Below are 15,223 nucleotides of genomic sequence, written 5' to 3' on the forward strand. Positions count from 1 at the left end.
GTGCAGAAGGAAGCCGACTTAATTTATGTGCGAGCGGATAAATTATTTGCGGCGCAGTGGCACTGTCAGTATCGGATTGATGTCGTTCATGATCAGTACGCGCAGACCACTAATTTCTTTATGGACATCCAGCGTAAAGGCCACCGTGAGCGGTCAATTCCGCTACACACCCTCCAAACGACCGACCTCGAAATTCTGGAACAAGTCATTGGGGCACTCAAGATACAGACTCAGTTGTCCCTGAACTTTATTAACTTTGGGCACGTGCGTTGGCCGGAGAGCCAGCGCTGGGTGCGCTAGGAAGTGATGGGTCATGATCTTACACCAGGCCTCTGATGATAAGCTAGCAACTGAATTCTTCCACCGGGACTATCATGACCGGGGGATGCTGAAGTGGGGGGGCTTTTACCTGTCCGACCATACGAGTGCTTTGGCTAAAATGCATGCCGCAGAACGGGTCGAACAAGCCCAGCCACAACAGCCACTGACAGAGATCGGCCGCGAGCTGGCGGCCGCTTGGCACGCGCAGCAGCCGGTCCATTTGCAGCTGAATATCTTGGATGATAACCAGGTTATAACGACGGTGGACGGTATCGTTGCCGGCGTTAACGAAGACCATATTGTCCTGCAACTAGCGAATGATCGGTTCCGCTATTTAACGTTGACCGAAATCCGCTGGGTGGCGTGGGTACGTTAGGCTACTCAAAATTCACGATAGTTATCTAATGAATGAGATAGGCTGATGGTTAACCAACTAAATGTATCGATGTGATAAGTGTCGCAATTTTAAGCGCTTTCATGTATGATAGGCAGTGAAAAATGGCCCCCAGATAATTAACAATCTGAGGACCGTTTGGCTCTAATAATTGTGAAGCTGGATGAACAACCGACTGGACTGCACAGGCCGTTAGTCACTAAGTCCATGGGTACGATAAAGGTCGCTATTTTCGATAAACTCCTGTAGGGTTGGGGTAACCCAACCCGTTACCGGCCATTTACCTAGCGATGCGTTATGATAAGGGTAAAACGCTAGGAGGTCGTGAGCATGGATTTTATTGATTTAACGCCAATTGCCCTCCGCCACACGCCGCTGGGAACCCGGTCACAATTGCCGAAGCAGCATGATTGGCAATTGGACTGGGCGACCCTGGCAGCCTTGATTCGTGATAATCACGACGTCATGGCGGTGGTGCAAGCGGGACTGGCTGAGGATTGGCTGAACACCCAAGGCACGATTTGGGACGAGCAACAGGGATATTACCGGTACCCCAATGATCCCCGGGAACCCGACGATACCGTCTTCTGGGCGGCTTCGACGTGGGCCACTCCCGCAATTCTGGTCACGTTTCACAACGAACTGGCCAAGGCCTTTGCCTGTTATACGGTCGGTCGTGATCCAGACTTTCACTATTTAGGCAGATTGCAGTAACTCTGGACTCGTGAAAGGAGAACCATCATGAAATTAGTCGACGGACCCCACCTCACCTTACGCTTGGAGCGCACACCGCGCCGGGGAAAGTATGAGGCCGGCATTGGCCTAGCCGTCTTATTGATGATTGGTGTTATTTTCGCTTTATTGTAGCCCGATTTTTACCGATAGAAGTTAGCAAAGGGAACGTCAGCGCCGGGCAGGCGTCGATGTTCCCTTTGTTGGAGATTGAGTTATGGTAGTTATTCCAGGCGGAACCGATCAAAGTGCCGGTCCGTCTCGGGCTCAGTATAACATTGTGGAACAAGTTTGAGCAGTATTTGTGTTGAGAAAAAGGGTAAATTATCGCAATCATTAAAAATATTTGGCCACATTTTACGGAGTTAAGTAGCGTAACCTAAATACTCCGGGAATGATGGTGCTGATGGATAATCTTGCGATAATTGAAGAAGTGGCAATTACGATTAAAGATGTGTATGATACTTTTAGCCTAAATTTTTATGAGGACTTCAGGTGTCATGACGAATTGAAAAATACGAAACACGTAAAAATTGAAGCTGGAAATAAACATTGGTTAATAATTGAAAAATTAATTGAAGATTATGTAGACGCGCTTAATGATAAAGAGACGTTGAAACTAAGGCGTCTAAATCATTTGCGGGATAATTATGATTTTCGTTATCGTATAAAGTTACGGTCTACGATACAAGCTAAGATTCGCTACAACATTGGAAAAGACCGGTATGTAGCGAAGATTTTAAATGATTTATTTGGTGCGAGGATCATCTTGACTGGAATTGAACAACAGCATAATGAACTGGAAGAAAGGCTAAATAACTTGAAAAGTAAAGGCGTCATCACACGTTACTATACGCGACATGATGGTGATTATTTAGCGACACACTGTTACTTTCAAACTGACAAGCGTTATTTTCCATGGGAATTACAAATATGGGATGAGAACAGGGAATACAAAAATAGGTTTGAACATGCTCGGCATGATAAAGAGCATCGTAAGTTGAAGGGTGAGTGATTTGATGTACAAATATATTCATTTAGTAGTTATCGCTAAATTTGGTAGCCAATCGTTAGCTTATCATTATGCCAGTACGGATGGTGACGATGTTATGGATCATAAGGAATTGCTCAACCAACAGACGCGAGTGCCAGGTTATCTTTACGGTATTCACATGTTGAAGACGGTAGGGACAGACTTCAAGTCAGTTCAGGCTCGTGATCCGTATTTTGATGATTTTGAGGTTTTTGAAAGCATGGGTGAGTTTTTGGACGCTGTTTATCGTTCAGCTGTCGCTCATAACGCCCTGGGGCGGTTGTGGACGGCGAAAACTTTAGGACTAGAGCAGAGTACAAAATAGTTTTTTAGGAATCTAACAGTTAGAAGCTATGTTCAAGAACGGAAAACGCAGAAAGTAGGTCGTCAGAATGTTTGCGTACAAATACTTTCATTTCGTCGTCATTTCCAAATTTTACGAGCGGGCAGTTGCCTATCACCATGCGAGTCTCAATCCAGATGATGTGAGTTTGCAGTGGCGGTCTTTGAATGAACGGGCAAGGGGTCCGGGATCCTTGTATAGTATTCATATGCTAAAAACGGCTGGTCCTGATTTCGAAGCAGTCCAAGAACGTGATCCCTATTTTGATGATTTTGAAGTCTTTGAAGATCTCGATGAATTTCTTGATACAGTCTACCACCTCGCGCAACAAGCCAATGCCATCTAAGACCAACAAAAAGCCAGTGTTCCCACGACGTAACCGTCGCAGGGGACACTGGCTTTTTAAGTTGAAAATTTAGAATTTGTTGTTAGTTGCTTGCATTAATTCAGCACCCTTGTTGACTAATAGGTAGCTGGCACCGTTCTTGGCGAATTGAATTCCTTCGAACTCACGCTTGCCGCTGAAGTTAGATCCTTCAACCTGGCTGGCCTTGAGCTTGCCCAATTTGGAAGCAGGGATGGATGAGATGCTACTGTCAGAGACGAAGTACAGCCGGTTACGCTTGGCGTTGTAGGCCATTGACTGTGGCTTGGTCCCAGGACGGTTGCGCAGACCCTGCATAACCAAGTGGAACTTGACGGACTTGCTGCCAATCTTCCCCTTGTAGATCTTGACCGCACCCTTAGGCGCCCAACCGCCATTGGAGTAGGTGAAGAAGTAGGCATTCCCATGCTTATCAAACGTCAGGTTAGAGCCCATCGTGACGGTACTCTTCAGCTTAAAGTTGATCTTAGTGATTGGCTTTAGGCTGCTGGTGCTGACCCGTTGAACGTTGGTCTTGACGGCAACTGGCTTACCGATGAACCAGAGTTTCCCATTCTTGGGGTTCATGGCCAGTGATTGACCATGACCAGTATTGAACATGGGGCCAACCTTGACGTACTTCATGATCTGCTTGTCCTTGCTGGTCATGTTCTTAGTGGCGTGGTCGTAGGAAGCCCGGCGCAGTGCATCCATGTGACTGTGGCTGACGCCAAATTTGCTACGGAGCTTGCCCAAGTTGTACTTAACGATCCAGCCGCGGTTGCTGCCGTTCTTGGTGATCAGTTCGTACAGCGTGTTGCCATCCTTGGACAGGGCCTCGGCTTGAGGATTGCCCCAGTCAGCGGACTTGTTGTAGGTTACTGGCAAGAAGACGTTGGACTTGAAGGTTGCTTTCTTCCCCTTAGTCGTGTGGATGCTGGTTGGCTTGGTCTGAAAGATGTTGCTGTAGCTGGTCTTAAACGTATAGCGCTTCACGAATAAATTCTTATTCTTGACCGTCTTGTACTTCTTGACGTTGTAGTTTGCCAGCGCGTTACCCTTTTGATTATATGTCTTGGCCTGTGCCAGCGTGGTCGACCCGCCAAATAATAGGGCGGCCGCAGCGACAGTGGTCAATAGAACTGCTTTCTTCATATGTCCGAATCTCCTCCTGAAATTGTGGGTCAGGTAGGGTACCATGCTCGACGACCAACCAAAGATAGCGTCTATTCACTAACGAATGCGCTTTCAATCGCGATAGTTGCGTTGCACGAAAACCTTCTAGGCACACTAAATTCGTATCACATAACTATTTATACCACAAAATAGTCAGTATGAGGGAACAAAATCCGAAATTTATTTTGTGGCCAAAAGTAAAAAATCACCCTAATTCCCGAAATAACGGGCCGGAGCGTCAATCACGGTGTGCCGGCTTTTTCGCGATTTTCCGATGAAAACAGGTGAAATTAAGCTGAATTTTCCACCTATTTTGCGAAATAATCCGCCTTAGGTGTTATCGCCGAACTCCGGTAAAGTGGGGGCTGACCATAGCGCTATGGATCACCACGAGTGAAGGGATGATTCATATTGACCACCGATAACGCCGCCGCGTACCGCTTCTTGTACACCGGCGATCACGAAACTATTATTTACGCCGCCCTGAAACGCTTAAGGTTACGGCCGGATCAGGACGACTACGAGGATTACCTCCAAGAGGCCCGGTTGTACTTTCCTCAGGCCTACGCCGACTTTCCCGGTGACCCGGAAAGCCAGCCTCACCAGTTGTTGGCGTTCGCTCAGCAGGCGCTAGTCTGGCACGTCGGCAATCAACTACGCAACAATCGTCGTCAGGATATTCCCATGGAGCCGGGGGACCACACGCCGATCATTGATGAGCTGGCTAGCGACGAAGATATTCTGAACGCCATTGGGCTCAACGACTTTCGCACGTACCTCATCAAGCTGATTGGTGGCGCGGGGAATACCGGCGAATGGCGATTCCTGGTCGGCACCTTAATCGATCAGCTCACACCGGAGGAGATTGCTGCCAAGCACGGTGTTGGCCGGGCGACCGTCTTTCGGTGGCGGCGGTCACTGCTACGTCGATTGGTCCATCATTTGGCCCCACCAGAAAGTTTTTTGGAATAATTTGAAAATAAGTGAGACTGATTTCCGATTTTTTACATTAGTAATAAGTGTAAGGGTTGGCCAGCCACTTATAAAATTTCGCACCACGGAAGGAGCACCACCCATGCAAACAAATTGGAAGAAAACGACTATCACCTTCATCTTCGCCGGTATCGACGACCAGCCCATTAAGATCGTGCTACAAAATGCGGTCAACGCGCCAGCCGCCAAGCAAGTCGAAGATTTCGGCACCGTCCTCTCCGGTTTGACCGGCTTACCGTTCCGCAACGCCGTTGTGTCCAGCCAAAGCGCCGTCGCCTAACTCTCCCGCAGAATAGAAAGGAAGTCTCTCTATGAAGACATTAGAATTGAGTTTTAAAGGTTCCGACAAACGCGTCAAGCACCTGCGTCTCAAGTACGTCAACGCCGATCTCACGCCAACGGAAGTCCAAGCACTGATGAAGCAAGTTGCTGATGCCAAGTTATTCGCCAAGGGCGAGGTGGACCTGTACGCCGAACCCCTGCGTGCCGAAATCGTGGAAACGACCAAGACGGCCTTAGTGGGCGGACCACAACCCGTACCGGTACCCGCCGTCTAACCCGTACCATCTGTAGTTAATCACCCGTAACGCAACACCCCGGCGGTCGCCACTTCCTTGTGAGGTGTGGTGGCCGGTTGGGGTACATAAAAGAGAGAGACAGTCACGCTTTTAGTCGGTGATAAAATAAACAAGCTGATTCATAGGTTTGGGGGTGATTTTAATGCTGATGATATTCAAGAGATATTGCTTGAGTTTATCGGAGGCAAAGCATAGACTGTTACTCACGGGTAACGGTTCCGGAGTGGAGGAGAATTTTTGCAAGATGACAAGTTCAATGCTTCATTGGCAGTTGTTCGGCTCAGAGATTTCTATCAACAAGGGAAGCTGCAAGTTGTTTTGAATCGGAAGTCTAAACTATTTTTAGATAAGACGGGACGATCGTATCGTATGGTTGTTAAGGATGCCATTGAATCATTGGAAACAAGTCAGTATTTTCGGGGACCTTCACCTGTACATCATCATGAAGAGGAAGATGTGACAGTTTACGAATTCTTGGTTATTTTGTATCAAGGCCATATGTACATTAAATTCTATATCTCAGCATTAGGTGCAGAGCTGCATTCATTTCATCCGGCAGAAAAGGCACCTGATCGAACTTTTTTAAAATTTAAGTGAGGTGATAAAATGACTAAGGAATATAAAGTTATCAAAACTGTTGAAATCGAAAGAACGCTAACCGGTCGCCTAGCAAATTTTACAGTTATTAGTTTAGAAGAAACTGTGCAGGTTCGAAGACGGGAAGTTCAAATGACCCATATTTATTGGGTGCCGGCTGGCGAACGGTTAGATGATGAAGATAATTACTTAGAGCCAATTGATGATCCGGATTTTAATCTACAAGCCGATTTTCGAGAATATCGTCGGCGATTTGGCGTATTGACTCCAGAAGCAGTACGTGAGATTCGTGAGAATTATCAACTGAGTTTACGTCAATTTGCGATGGTTTTAGGGATGAGTTATAGTACGCTTTCTGAAATTGAAAATGGCTTGGTCTTACAAACAGACGAACAAGAGAGTCTCTTTCGACTATCTCAAAATAATGGCGCATTCGCCACATTGGTACAGTCCAAAAAAGCCATTATGTCGGAGAGTCAATACGAAAAGATCGAACAGAAAGTTGCATTGGCGTAAAAGATCGACTAAGAACCGCGAGTTCAGCTATAAAGTTAAATTGTTTTGAAACGAAACCACAGTTCAGCTTCACCAAGGTATTGGCAGTTGAACTGTGGTTTTTGATTTAGAGATCTCAGATTGATGACAGCTAAAAAGCAGTGAGGGGAATCTGTATAACCTTTGTTAAATCACAAATAATATTATATTTGAGAAATAATCTCAATTACTTGTAAATTACCATCATATCAGGTATTCTTCGCATAGAGGTGATGACGATGCTCCATCAATTTACGTTTAAAAACTTTAAATCCTTTCAGGAAGAGGCAACGTTAGATTTGACGGCATCCGCCATCAAAGATTTGCCGGCGGATGTAGTGGTGGATGTTCTACATGAACCCGTGTTGAAGCTGGCGGCACTCTATGGTGCCAATGCTTCTGGGAAGAGTAACGTTCTTAAAGCATTTCAAGCAATGTCTTACGTTGTGTTGGCTTCGTTTTCCGATGAAGATGCTTTGCGCAAAGTGAAGCCCTTTTGGTTTGAAGATTCCACAACGCCTACGGAATTTAGTGTTCTTTTCTCAACGGCAACTAATATCTATCAATATGGTTTTTCTTGTGTGCAAGGGACAATTACATCGGAATATCTGTATCAGCGCGATAAACAGCGCGTTGGTGAACAGTATCTGGAAATTTTTGACCGGACGGCAACGGGGATTACTGGGAAAATTACGACGCAAGCCGAAGTTCAAACCCTAGAGAGACTGATTGAACCGGGAACGCTCCTATTATCGGCACTTGCACGATTAAATTTGTCGGTGATTAAGGAAGTCGTCGCCTGGTTTCGGAATGTGCAGGTCCTGGATTACGGGGACCCACGAGGTGAGATCAACAAAAATCAGCGATTACGGACCCGTCGTCCACGAAATCCATTGATTGATTTGTTGACGGATGAGACAGAAAAGGCACGGTTTGAAGCATTTATCCGTGCTGTCGATGTTGGAATCGCGGGGTTAGGCGTAGTGAGCGATGACCATAATCTGGCTAGTGATACTGAGCCGCATCAACGGGTAGTTGCCTTTCATCGCCATCCGCAAACGGGTAAGCTCATGCAGACACCGATTGCGGCGGAATCTAGCGGCACACGAAAGATGTTGATGCTTTACGTCGATTTAAAGCAAGCTTTAGAGCAAGGAAATACCATTTTGATCGATGAACTGGATGCTAAATTGCATCCGTTACTGCTCCGTTATATTCTGATTATGTTTCATGATCCGACCCTTAACCCTAAAGGTGCGCAGCTGATTTTCACCACACAAGAACTATTTACGTTGGATAAAGATAATTTCCGGCGTGACGAAGTCTGGTTTGTGAACAAAGATGAAAATGGGCGTTCCGACCTATACTCGCTGGATACGATTCGGCTGAATGAAGGTAAAAAGGTGCGCAACGATGCGAGTTACGGAAAAGACTATATTTTGGGAAAATTTCGAGCAACACCGATGCTAAAACGTCTGGGGGATGCGGATGTCTAAACGAATCGGTAAAAGGCCGAAGCACAAACGATCATTGCCATTGCCGGGTAGTTATTTGATTGCAACTGAGGGGATTCAAACCGAGGTCCTTTACTTTAGAGACCTGGCAGAGGAACTGGAGCAGAAATACGCCGGTTTGGCTAATCGGATTGAGGTAACCGTCCCTAGCCTGACTGTCAAAGGGACTGGTGTCAGTAATTTGACACTGATTGAGCGCGTGGCAGAAGTTATTCAACTCAGCCCCACCTTGTTTGAACATGTGTGGATTGTATTTGATAAGGACGATATTCCGTTAGATAAATTCGATAATGCAATCAAATCAGCGGAACAATTAGGCTGGCATGCAGCGTGGAGCAACGATTCGTTTGAGCTATGGTACCTCCTTCACTTTGAATTTCTCAATGCGGCGATTGATCGTGAAGAGTACAAGATGAAGTTAACGCAGCATATGCAGACAAATGGTATTCAAGGTAAATATGAAAAGAATTCGGCGCGGATTCTCCAGCTTTTCACACCAGAGAAACGTCAACAAGCTATCCGGTTCGCAAAGAAATTGGCTGGATATTATCAGGCGAATATACCATATCATCAGCGAAACCCTGGAACGGCTGTGTATCAATTGGTTGCGGAATTGACCGCATTGGGACAGCGGGCCGATACACTACGAAAGAATTTGAAAAAATAGATCGACTAAAAGGTCGCAATTCGAGTCACCAGATTAATGGCGATACGGATTGCGACTGTTTAGTTTGAACAGTTTAAGTATGGGAGTGTCAGACGAATTGAAATAACCCATAAGACGTTACTCACTAAAGGGGCTAATCTGACCATCACCAAGCGCAGTACGCTACCCCACATGCGGATGCGCCAGCACCTTGTCCGGGTACTTTGCCGTCACGTAGTCGGTGATGGCCGCAATCATCTTGGCGGTCGAGGGGGCCTTGGCCTGTTCCGAGTTGACCACCAGGCAGATGGTGCGGAAGAACTTGGTATCAAACGGGTAGACGTTGACGTTTCCGCTAACCCGTTCCAACGCTAGTTCTGGCAAGATACCCATCCCCATGCCAGCTTCAACCATGGCCAGAATGGACTGGTCGTCGATGGAGAAGCGGAGCGCGTTGGGCCGAATCTGGTAGTGGTCCAGCGCCGCCTTGGTGTCCTTGTCGTAGTCGCCCCGTTGCAGGATGAAATTCTGGTCGGCGAGGTCGGCGGCGGTCACGGTCGTGCGGTTGGCGGGGATGAAATCGGTCGGTGTGATGCAGTAGATCTCATCCTTGACCAGCGGCAGGACGGTCAATTTCTCGGCCACCGGTAACGCGGAGAGTCCCAGATCCAACCGCCCAGTCTTGACGGCGGAGGCGATACTGCTGAAGTCAGCCTGCTCGACGTTGATGTCGATCTGCGGGAAGTCCTGTTTAAATTGACGAATGATCGGTGGCAGCCAGTTGATGCAGACGGACGAGAAGGCCCCCATCCGCACGGAACCGGCGTTGAGGCCGTTGATATTGGCGGCGGCCTGTTGAAGCCGGTCCTCGGCGTTGATGATGGCTTGAATCAGGGGCAGAATGGTCTGCCCGTCTGGTGTCAGTTCGACGCCGGTCCGGTTGCGGATGAATAACGGAAAACCCAGCTCTTTTTCCAGCTGGTTGACCGAGTGGCTGATGGCTGAGGGCGTCACGTTCAGCGTTTGAGCAGCCCGGTAAAAGGTCTGTTCCTGCACAATGGTTTGAAAGACGCGATAGGCAAACGGTAACATCGGGGACACCTCCAAATTGGTTAAGATGAATTACATTCATGCTATTTCTAGATAGTTGAAATAGTTTTTCTGTCAACGGTATTCTATCATACTCCTTGAAAAGCAGGTAGTGGCAATTGGCAGTTGGGTTAATTCGTGGTGGCAATTAGTTGTTGGGTCTCGGTGTGTGGGTGTTCAGCGCCTCCGGGCTGGTGAAAATGGGCAGGGCGCTGTGGGCGGACGCCGGAAGCCACAGAGCGGTCTTCCGGCTTGGCGGTGAGCCTCTAGGAAACGAGTCTCTCCACCACCAGTTGTCTAACCGGCACAACCCGCCGCTAAGACAACTCCCACGGCTGAGCCCATTTTCACCAGCCCTGCGGCTGATATGGTGGATGGGCCCGACAACGGATTGCGTCGGACTTGGGTGTGACTGTGTGGTTTTACCAAACCTGCTTGGATGGTTGGTGGATATGTATAGAAGTAAGCATTGCGTCAATTTACACATGTAGGATTTATATGCAATTTACGCAAAATCTGGCAACCAGTCTCACGACAACTCAAATCCATGTTAAGCCGTGAGGGTGGTGCCAATCGCCTCAGCCGTGGGAATGTTCTTAGCGGGTTTACCGCTTAGAACATTGGTGGCTTGGAAACGCGGCCTTTGCGGTTCTAAGCCAAGTTCAGAGACCGCTTTTTGGCTCTGGACGTCCGCCCACCGCGTCCCGGGCGATTGGCGCCACCCGGTAAGGCGAGTTGACCATCAATCTGATCTGTCATTAAACCAGTTCTCAAGATTTTCCAGAAAGGTGTGAGTCCCATGTTAAATGACTTGTTTGCACAACGTGTTAATCCTGATGTTCCCTCTGCTTTGAGTGGACTGTTCCCGCAGGACACCGATCCGCGCGCGATTTCTTTTGCGGCCGGGAGTCCGAACGAGAGCCTCTTTCCGGTAGCGGCGATGCAGACGGCGTTTGACACGGCCATCGCGCAGACCGGGGCCCACCTCTTCCAGTATCAGACGGCACAGGGCAATCCGGATTTGCGGGCAAAGTTAGCGGCCCGCATTGGCAAATGGGGGCAGGTTGCGACTACCGCCGACAATGTCGTCTTGACGGTCGGCGGGCAGCAGGCAATTGAGCTGGTGGCCAAGGCCCTCCTGAACGTGGGGGATGAGGTGGCCGTGGAGGTGCCGACCTACGTAGGCGCATTGGCGGCGTTCGACCTGTATCAACCGACCTACCACGCGGTGCCACTGCAGGCGGATGGCTTGGATCTCGACCGGTTGGAGGAGACATTGAAGCGTCACCCGCGGATCAAGTTACTCTACACCGTTCCGGACTATCACAACCCGACCGGCATTACCATGAGCGTGGCCAAGCGCCGGGAACTCGTGGCTCTCGCCAATCGCTATGATTTTATCATCTTGGAGGACTCGCCGTACCGTGACTTGGGCTATGAACACGCACCGCTGCCCGCCATCAAGAGTTTCGACACTGAGGGCCGGGTAGTCTTCGTGTCGAGCTTATCAAAAATCCTGATGCCGGGGTTGCGGACGGGGTGGCTGGTGGCCGATGGCGACCTGTTGGCAGCGATTATGCGCGTGCGATTGGCCAGTGACTTGGAGACTGGCAACGTGGTGCACGCGGCCATTGACGCTTACCTGGACGCCAACGATTTGGACGCGCACATCGCGGCGCTGAAGACCAGTTACCGCGAACAGTGTGCAGCGATGGTCCACGCGTTGGCGGCCTATTTCCCGGACGACATCAGCTACACGCAGCCGGCTGGGGGCTTCTTCTACTGGGTAACCTTGCCGAAGGAAATCGATGCGGCGGCCTTACTGGAGAATACGGTGATTCCGCAGGCCCATGTGAGCTACGTGCCGGGCACCAACTTCTACCCGGACCGCGATGTGCATAACAGTCTGCGCCTGTGTTTCACCGGGCTGACGCCGGCCGTGATCGATGCGGGGATGCATCGGCTGGGTGATGCGGTGAAAGGGGCCGTGCGAGGCGTGAAGCCGGTGGTGTAGAATTGAAATTGAGTGGATAAGCATCTACAACTAGCATATATTGCTCTTGTTGTAGATGCTTATTACGTATGATTATTACGGAGTAGAATGGTAGATGTAGAAGCGATAGGCTTTAAGATCAGAGTTTTGAAGTGTTCTTGTATTTCTAGAGATACAATCATGCTATAATGAACCCTAGAAAAGACAAGTTAGTTTGGATGTGTGAGCTTTGGCAAGTGTTGACGATATAAAAGGAATAATCAAAGACATTCATGCTCGGCGTAATCGGTGGGTTCTTAGTAAGAGAGCCAAAAACTTTCAGACTTTGACAGAGCTGGCAATTTCTGCTGAAATGGCTTTTGATATTATCGATCGTGAGTTGAATTGGCAGGATTATATTTCGGGGCCTTCCCCGGATAATCATGCCGATCCAGTTCCTGGAGATATTTGGGTATTTGGCTTAACAATTGAAGGAGAGCCTTGCTATCTAAAAATTCAGGACAGACCAAGCGGTAGGGTCATGTGGATCTCGTTGCACATTGCTGCTTATCCAATGGATTTTCCGTATAAGCAAGATTAGAAGGTGGAGATGAAAATGAGTATAAAGACTTTTTATAATCCTGAAACAGAGACGACGGATCAATATACAGAAATATGGAAATTAGAGTTAGTTAAAGTGAGAGAGGAAGAGAATTTGCTAGTCAGAAATCATTACTGGCAGGATAGTGATAATGAATTGTGGGTGGATTTTGATTCCCCGATGGAGAATGTATATCGCGCTTTTAAGGCATACAGAGTTGTAAAGGGGTACATGTGTCCAGATGAAATACGAAAATTAAGAGAAAATCTCCATATGTCTGTTAGAAAATTTGCAGATACGCTTGGAATTGCATCGTCTTCGCTTACGCAGATTGAGAATAATCAGAGAGTACAGGCTAAATATCAGGAAAACTTATTTGAGGCGGCTAGAGATAATTACGAAAAAAACGGACGTCTGCCGGATGGATGGTCATCCAATGTTGAAGATGAGCTAGCAGATGTTTCGTATGAAACTGATAATCGGAATTTTGTATACGAGTCGTTTGAATCACATCGCATAGAAGTAAAATCATTCAATAAAAATAACAAGTTAGGAGATGTTGCATAGTGGCTGTTTTGGAGTTTGCCAATTATAGGGTCAAAAATATGAGCTATCAGAGAAATGAAAAGTATAAGATAAATGATGAGAAGATAATAATGAATCCCCAAGTATCTAGGAAAATTAATGTAGATAAAAATAGAATCTATGTGACATTAAGTGTGGTAGTTGGATCAATTGAAGATGAAAAATTACCATTTCAAGTTACTTGTTCAGTAATTGGTACTTTTGACTATCGACCAAAGGAGGATGAATCAGAGATAGATCTAGATCAATTAGTTAGAGTTAATGCAGTGGCTATATTGTATCCTTATGTTCGTTCAATTATTACGATGCTCACAGCTACGTCAAATGAATATCCAAGCTATATCATGCCTACGATAAATGTTAGTAAAGTATTAGCGAGTCAAGAGGAGTAGTAAATATGAATGTGATAACAAATTTATTTCATCATCAGAAAATAATATCTTCTCAAAAGAAAATAACATCTTCTCAAGATCAATCTGAGATAAGCAAGACGCTAAAGTATTTAAATAATCCAGGTTATTTGCAGGTGACAGAGGATAAAAAAGCAATGGCACTCATGTATATTCAGAAGAGTATTTGTAATGCGATTCTATACGATAGTTGTGTGTACAAGACATTGAATAGGCCGAATTCAGCAGATGACTTTAGAACCTGGTATCTGCCCTTGAGAAGAAATGAAACTGATCGTTATATTTATAGAAGGTTGAAGAACAGATTATATTTGGATGCTGTGAAAACACCGTTTGTCGTATATCCTTGGAACAATGAACGAATTGTCAGTAATCTATTAACTATTGGTGATGATGTGGAAAACAGGCTTAATGAAAAAGATAGTAACATTGAGAATAGCTATATCTATCCTCTAGGAGTGGCTGTTTGTTTAAACGGGAACCATAGTCAATTTGCGGCGCTTTTGAAAAACGAAATGACTACAATTAAAATTGATTCTGTATATGACATTTCGCTAGCCATGGAAGATATGAAGGTTCTAGAAAATGGTGTAATTAAAAGTACGGAATACTTCGATTTTGAGAAAGAAAGTCATGAAAAAATTAAAGATCTATTTCGTGTCGGTTTATCACTAAGAGAGTATCCAGATATGTTTCCCGAGGCTATCAGGAAATTTATTGCTGAGATGGGAACAGACATTAAGTAATTTGGGGTGGTATTTGCTGAGGATATAGTTCAAAACTGAGTTTGATCAAAAAGTAGCCGTAACCAACTCGTATCGAGCTAGTTACGGCTACTTGCTAATTATCGGGAAGATGTTCAGTGGCTCAAATCGTGCCAGAGTTCATCGAGCGTGTCGTATTGCTTAAGTTTGCCAGATCTAATCAGTTCACGTATTGCTTCAGGCGTGGCGTCGTCTTTTGAATGATCAGGTGTACTGCTAGGCATACTGGATGGACCAGATGGTAGCTCAGATTTCGGATTATCAGATTGGGCCATGGTAGACCTCCTTAGGTTAGCGTCAGTATAGCGTGGATTAGTCAGCAATCAGTGACAGGAGACTCAACATGAGCTGATGTGGTACTACGGTGGGACCCATACAAAAAACAGTTGGCACCAGAGACGCAATGCCTCGGTACCAGCTGTTTCGTAAGACGATGACGCAACAAAGGCTATTTCGCAATCACCAGTGTCTTATTCCCAGTGATGTAAGTCCCATTAGACAGAACCAAACGGGTAGTCAGATTATGTTTCTGAATCTTCTTGATTGTCAGCGTGGATTGAAGTCAATATTTGAGACA

The 15,223-nt window shown here is 46.7% G+C and carries 22 protein-coding genes; 19 read left to right on the plus strand and 3 right to left on the minus strand.

Annotated elements, in window-relative coordinates:
• The 7 genes from FD07_RS01525 (at position 1) to FD07_RS01550 (ending at position 3,169) form a co-directional block, all read left to right on the plus strand.
• The gene (locus FD07_RS01525; RefSeq protein WP_235804773.1) at positions 1 to 300 is read left to right on the plus strand and encodes a hypothetical protein; all 300 of its coding nucleotides are present in this window, start codon (positions 1 to 3) and stop codon (positions 298 to 300) included.
• A 13-nt stretch (positions 301 to 313) separates the two neighbouring features.
• Positions 314 to 697: a hypothetical protein gene (locus FD07_RS01530; protein ID WP_020088500.1), complete on the plus strand. Its 384-nt coding sequence runs from the start codon at positions 314 to 316 to the stop codon at positions 695 to 697.
• 348 nt (positions 698 to 1,045) lie between these two features.
• Complete coding sequence (locus tag FD07_RS01535) at positions 1,046 to 1,429, plus strand: hypothetical protein (protein WP_020088501.1); 384 nt, start codon at positions 1,046 to 1,048, stop codon at positions 1,427 to 1,429.
• A 27-nt stretch (positions 1,430 to 1,456) separates the two neighbouring features.
• Complete coding sequence (locus tag FD07_RS12710; protein WP_020088502.1) at positions 1,457 to 1,582, plus strand: hypothetical protein; 126 nt, start codon at positions 1,457 to 1,459, stop codon at positions 1,580 to 1,582.
• Between the two features lie 271 nt (positions 1,583 to 1,853).
• Positions 1,854 to 2,462: a hypothetical protein gene (locus FD07_RS01540; RefSeq protein ID WP_051089589.1), complete on the plus strand. Its 609-nt coding sequence runs from the start codon at positions 1,854 to 1,856 to the stop codon at positions 2,460 to 2,462.
• Between the two features lie 4 nt (positions 2,463 to 2,466).
• On the plus strand, positions 2,467 to 2,805 hold the full coding sequence (locus FD07_RS01545) for a hypothetical protein (protein WP_020088504.1): 339 nt from the start codon (positions 2,467 to 2,469) through the stop codon (positions 2,803 to 2,805).
• 67 nt (positions 2,806 to 2,872) lie between these two features.
• Positions 2,873 to 3,169, plus strand: coding sequence for a hypothetical protein (locus FD07_RS01550; RefSeq protein WP_020088505.1), 297 nt, complete (start codon positions 2,873 to 2,875; stop codon positions 3,167 to 3,169).
• A 69-nt stretch (positions 3,170 to 3,238) separates the two neighbouring features.
• Here FD07_RS01550 and FD07_RS01555 read toward each other — a convergent pair whose 3' ends face one another.
• Positions 3,239 to 4,342: a hypothetical protein gene (locus tag FD07_RS01555; protein WP_020088506.1), complete on the minus strand. Its 1,104-nt coding sequence runs from the start codon at positions 4,340 to 4,342 to the stop codon at positions 3,239 to 3,241.
• A 432-nt stretch (positions 4,343 to 4,774) separates the two neighbouring features.
• Here FD07_RS01555 and FD07_RS01560 point away from each other — a divergent pair, with 432 nt between their 5' ends.
• The 7 genes from FD07_RS01560 to FD07_RS01590 all read left to right on the plus strand — a co-directional run bounded on the left by FD07_RS01560 (position 4,775) and on the right by FD07_RS01590 (position 9,246).
• Entirely contained in the window at positions 4,775 to 5,335 is a 561-nt protein-coding gene (locus tag FD07_RS01560; protein ID WP_020088507.1) for a sigma-70 RNA polymerase sigma factor region 4 domain-containing protein, read from the plus strand.
• A gap of 103 nt (positions 5,336 to 5,438) precedes the next feature.
• Positions 5,439 to 5,636: a hypothetical protein gene (locus FD07_RS01565; RefSeq protein WP_020088508.1), complete on the plus strand. Its 198-nt coding sequence runs from the start codon at positions 5,439 to 5,441 to the stop codon at positions 5,634 to 5,636.
• A 31-nt stretch (positions 5,637 to 5,667) separates the two neighbouring features.
• Positions 5,668 to 5,913 (plus strand): DUF2922 domain-containing protein, encoded by a 246-nt coding sequence (locus tag FD07_RS01570; RefSeq protein ID WP_020088509.1) that lies wholly within the window; start codon positions 5,668 to 5,670, stop codon positions 5,911 to 5,913.
• Positions 5,914 to 6,171: 258 nt separating this feature from the next.
• Positions 6,172 to 6,531, plus strand: a complete 360-nt coding sequence (locus FD07_RS01575) for a hypothetical protein (protein WP_020088510.1) — start codon at positions 6,172 to 6,174, stop codon at positions 6,529 to 6,531.
• Positions 6,532 to 6,540: 9 nt separating this feature from the next.
• Positions 6,541 to 7,047 (plus strand): helix-turn-helix domain-containing protein, encoded by a 507-nt coding sequence (locus tag FD07_RS01580; RefSeq protein WP_020088511.1) that lies wholly within the window; start codon positions 6,541 to 6,543, stop codon positions 7,045 to 7,047.
• A gap of 257 nt (positions 7,048 to 7,304) precedes the next feature.
• Positions 7,305 to 8,561, plus strand: coding sequence for an AAA family ATPase (locus FD07_RS01585; protein ID WP_020088512.1), 1,257 nt, complete (start codon positions 7,305 to 7,307; stop codon positions 8,559 to 8,561).
• The gene (locus tag FD07_RS01590) at positions 8,554 to 9,246 is read left to right on the plus strand and encodes an RloB family protein (RefSeq protein WP_020088513.1); all 693 of its coding nucleotides are present in this window, start codon (positions 8,554 to 8,556) and stop codon (positions 9,244 to 9,246) included. Before FD07_RS01585 ends, FD07_RS01590 begins: the two co-directional genes overlap by 8 nt.
• Positions 9,247 to 9,408: 162 nt before the next feature.
• On the opposite strand, the gene FD07_RS01595 is transcribed toward FD07_RS01590, so the two are convergent.
• Positions 9,409 to 10,317 carry a LysR family transcriptional regulator gene (locus FD07_RS01595; protein ID WP_020088514.1) on the minus strand — a complete coding sequence of 303 codons (909 nt, stop codon included), beginning with the start codon at positions 10,315 to 10,317 and terminating at the stop codon, positions 9,409 to 9,411.
• A 796-nt stretch (positions 10,318 to 11,113) separates the two neighbouring features.
• Between FD07_RS01595 and FD07_RS01600 the strand changes: the two genes are divergently transcribed.
• From FD07_RS01600 to FD07_RS01620, 5 genes are all read left to right on the plus strand, one after another.
• Positions 11,114 to 12,328 (plus strand): aminotransferase-like domain-containing protein, encoded by a 1,215-nt coding sequence (locus FD07_RS01600; RefSeq protein ID WP_020088515.1) that lies wholly within the window; start codon positions 11,114 to 11,116, stop codon positions 12,326 to 12,328.
• Between the two features lie 208 nt (positions 12,329 to 12,536).
• A complete protein-coding gene (locus FD07_RS01605) occupies positions 12,537 to 12,887 on the plus strand; it encodes a hypothetical protein (RefSeq protein ID WP_020088516.1) in 351 nt (116 codons plus the stop codon).
• 15 nt (positions 12,888 to 12,902) lie between these two features.
• Positions 12,903 to 13,454 (plus strand): helix-turn-helix domain-containing protein, encoded by a 552-nt coding sequence (locus FD07_RS01610; protein ID WP_020088517.1) that lies wholly within the window; start codon positions 12,903 to 12,905, stop codon positions 13,452 to 13,454.
• The gene (locus tag FD07_RS01615) at positions 13,454 to 13,864 is read left to right on the plus strand and encodes a protein-export chaperone SecB (RefSeq protein ID WP_020088518.1); all 411 of its coding nucleotides are present in this window, start codon (positions 13,454 to 13,456) and stop codon (positions 13,862 to 13,864) included. Before FD07_RS01610 ends, FD07_RS01615 begins: the two co-directional genes overlap by 1 nt.
• A 5-nt stretch (positions 13,865 to 13,869) precedes the next feature.
• Positions 13,870 to 14,628, plus strand: coding sequence for a DUF6710 family protein (locus FD07_RS01620; protein WP_020088519.1), 759 nt, complete (start codon positions 13,870 to 13,872; stop codon positions 14,626 to 14,628).
• 466 nt (positions 14,629 to 15,094) lie between these two features.
• Here FD07_RS01620 and FD07_RS12570 read toward each other — a convergent pair whose 3' ends face one another.
• Positions 15,095 to 15,196: a DUF5776 domain-containing protein gene (locus tag FD07_RS12570; RefSeq protein WP_220095525.1), complete on the minus strand. Its 102-nt coding sequence runs from the start codon at positions 15,194 to 15,196 to the stop codon at positions 15,095 to 15,097.
• Positions 15,197 to 15,223: the final 27 nt, after the last annotated feature.

This window comes from Levilactobacillus parabrevis ATCC 53295 (assembly GCF_001434055.1).
Taxonomy (GTDB): Bacteria; Bacillota; Bacilli; order Lactobacillales; family Lactobacillaceae; genus Levilactobacillus; species Levilactobacillus parabrevis.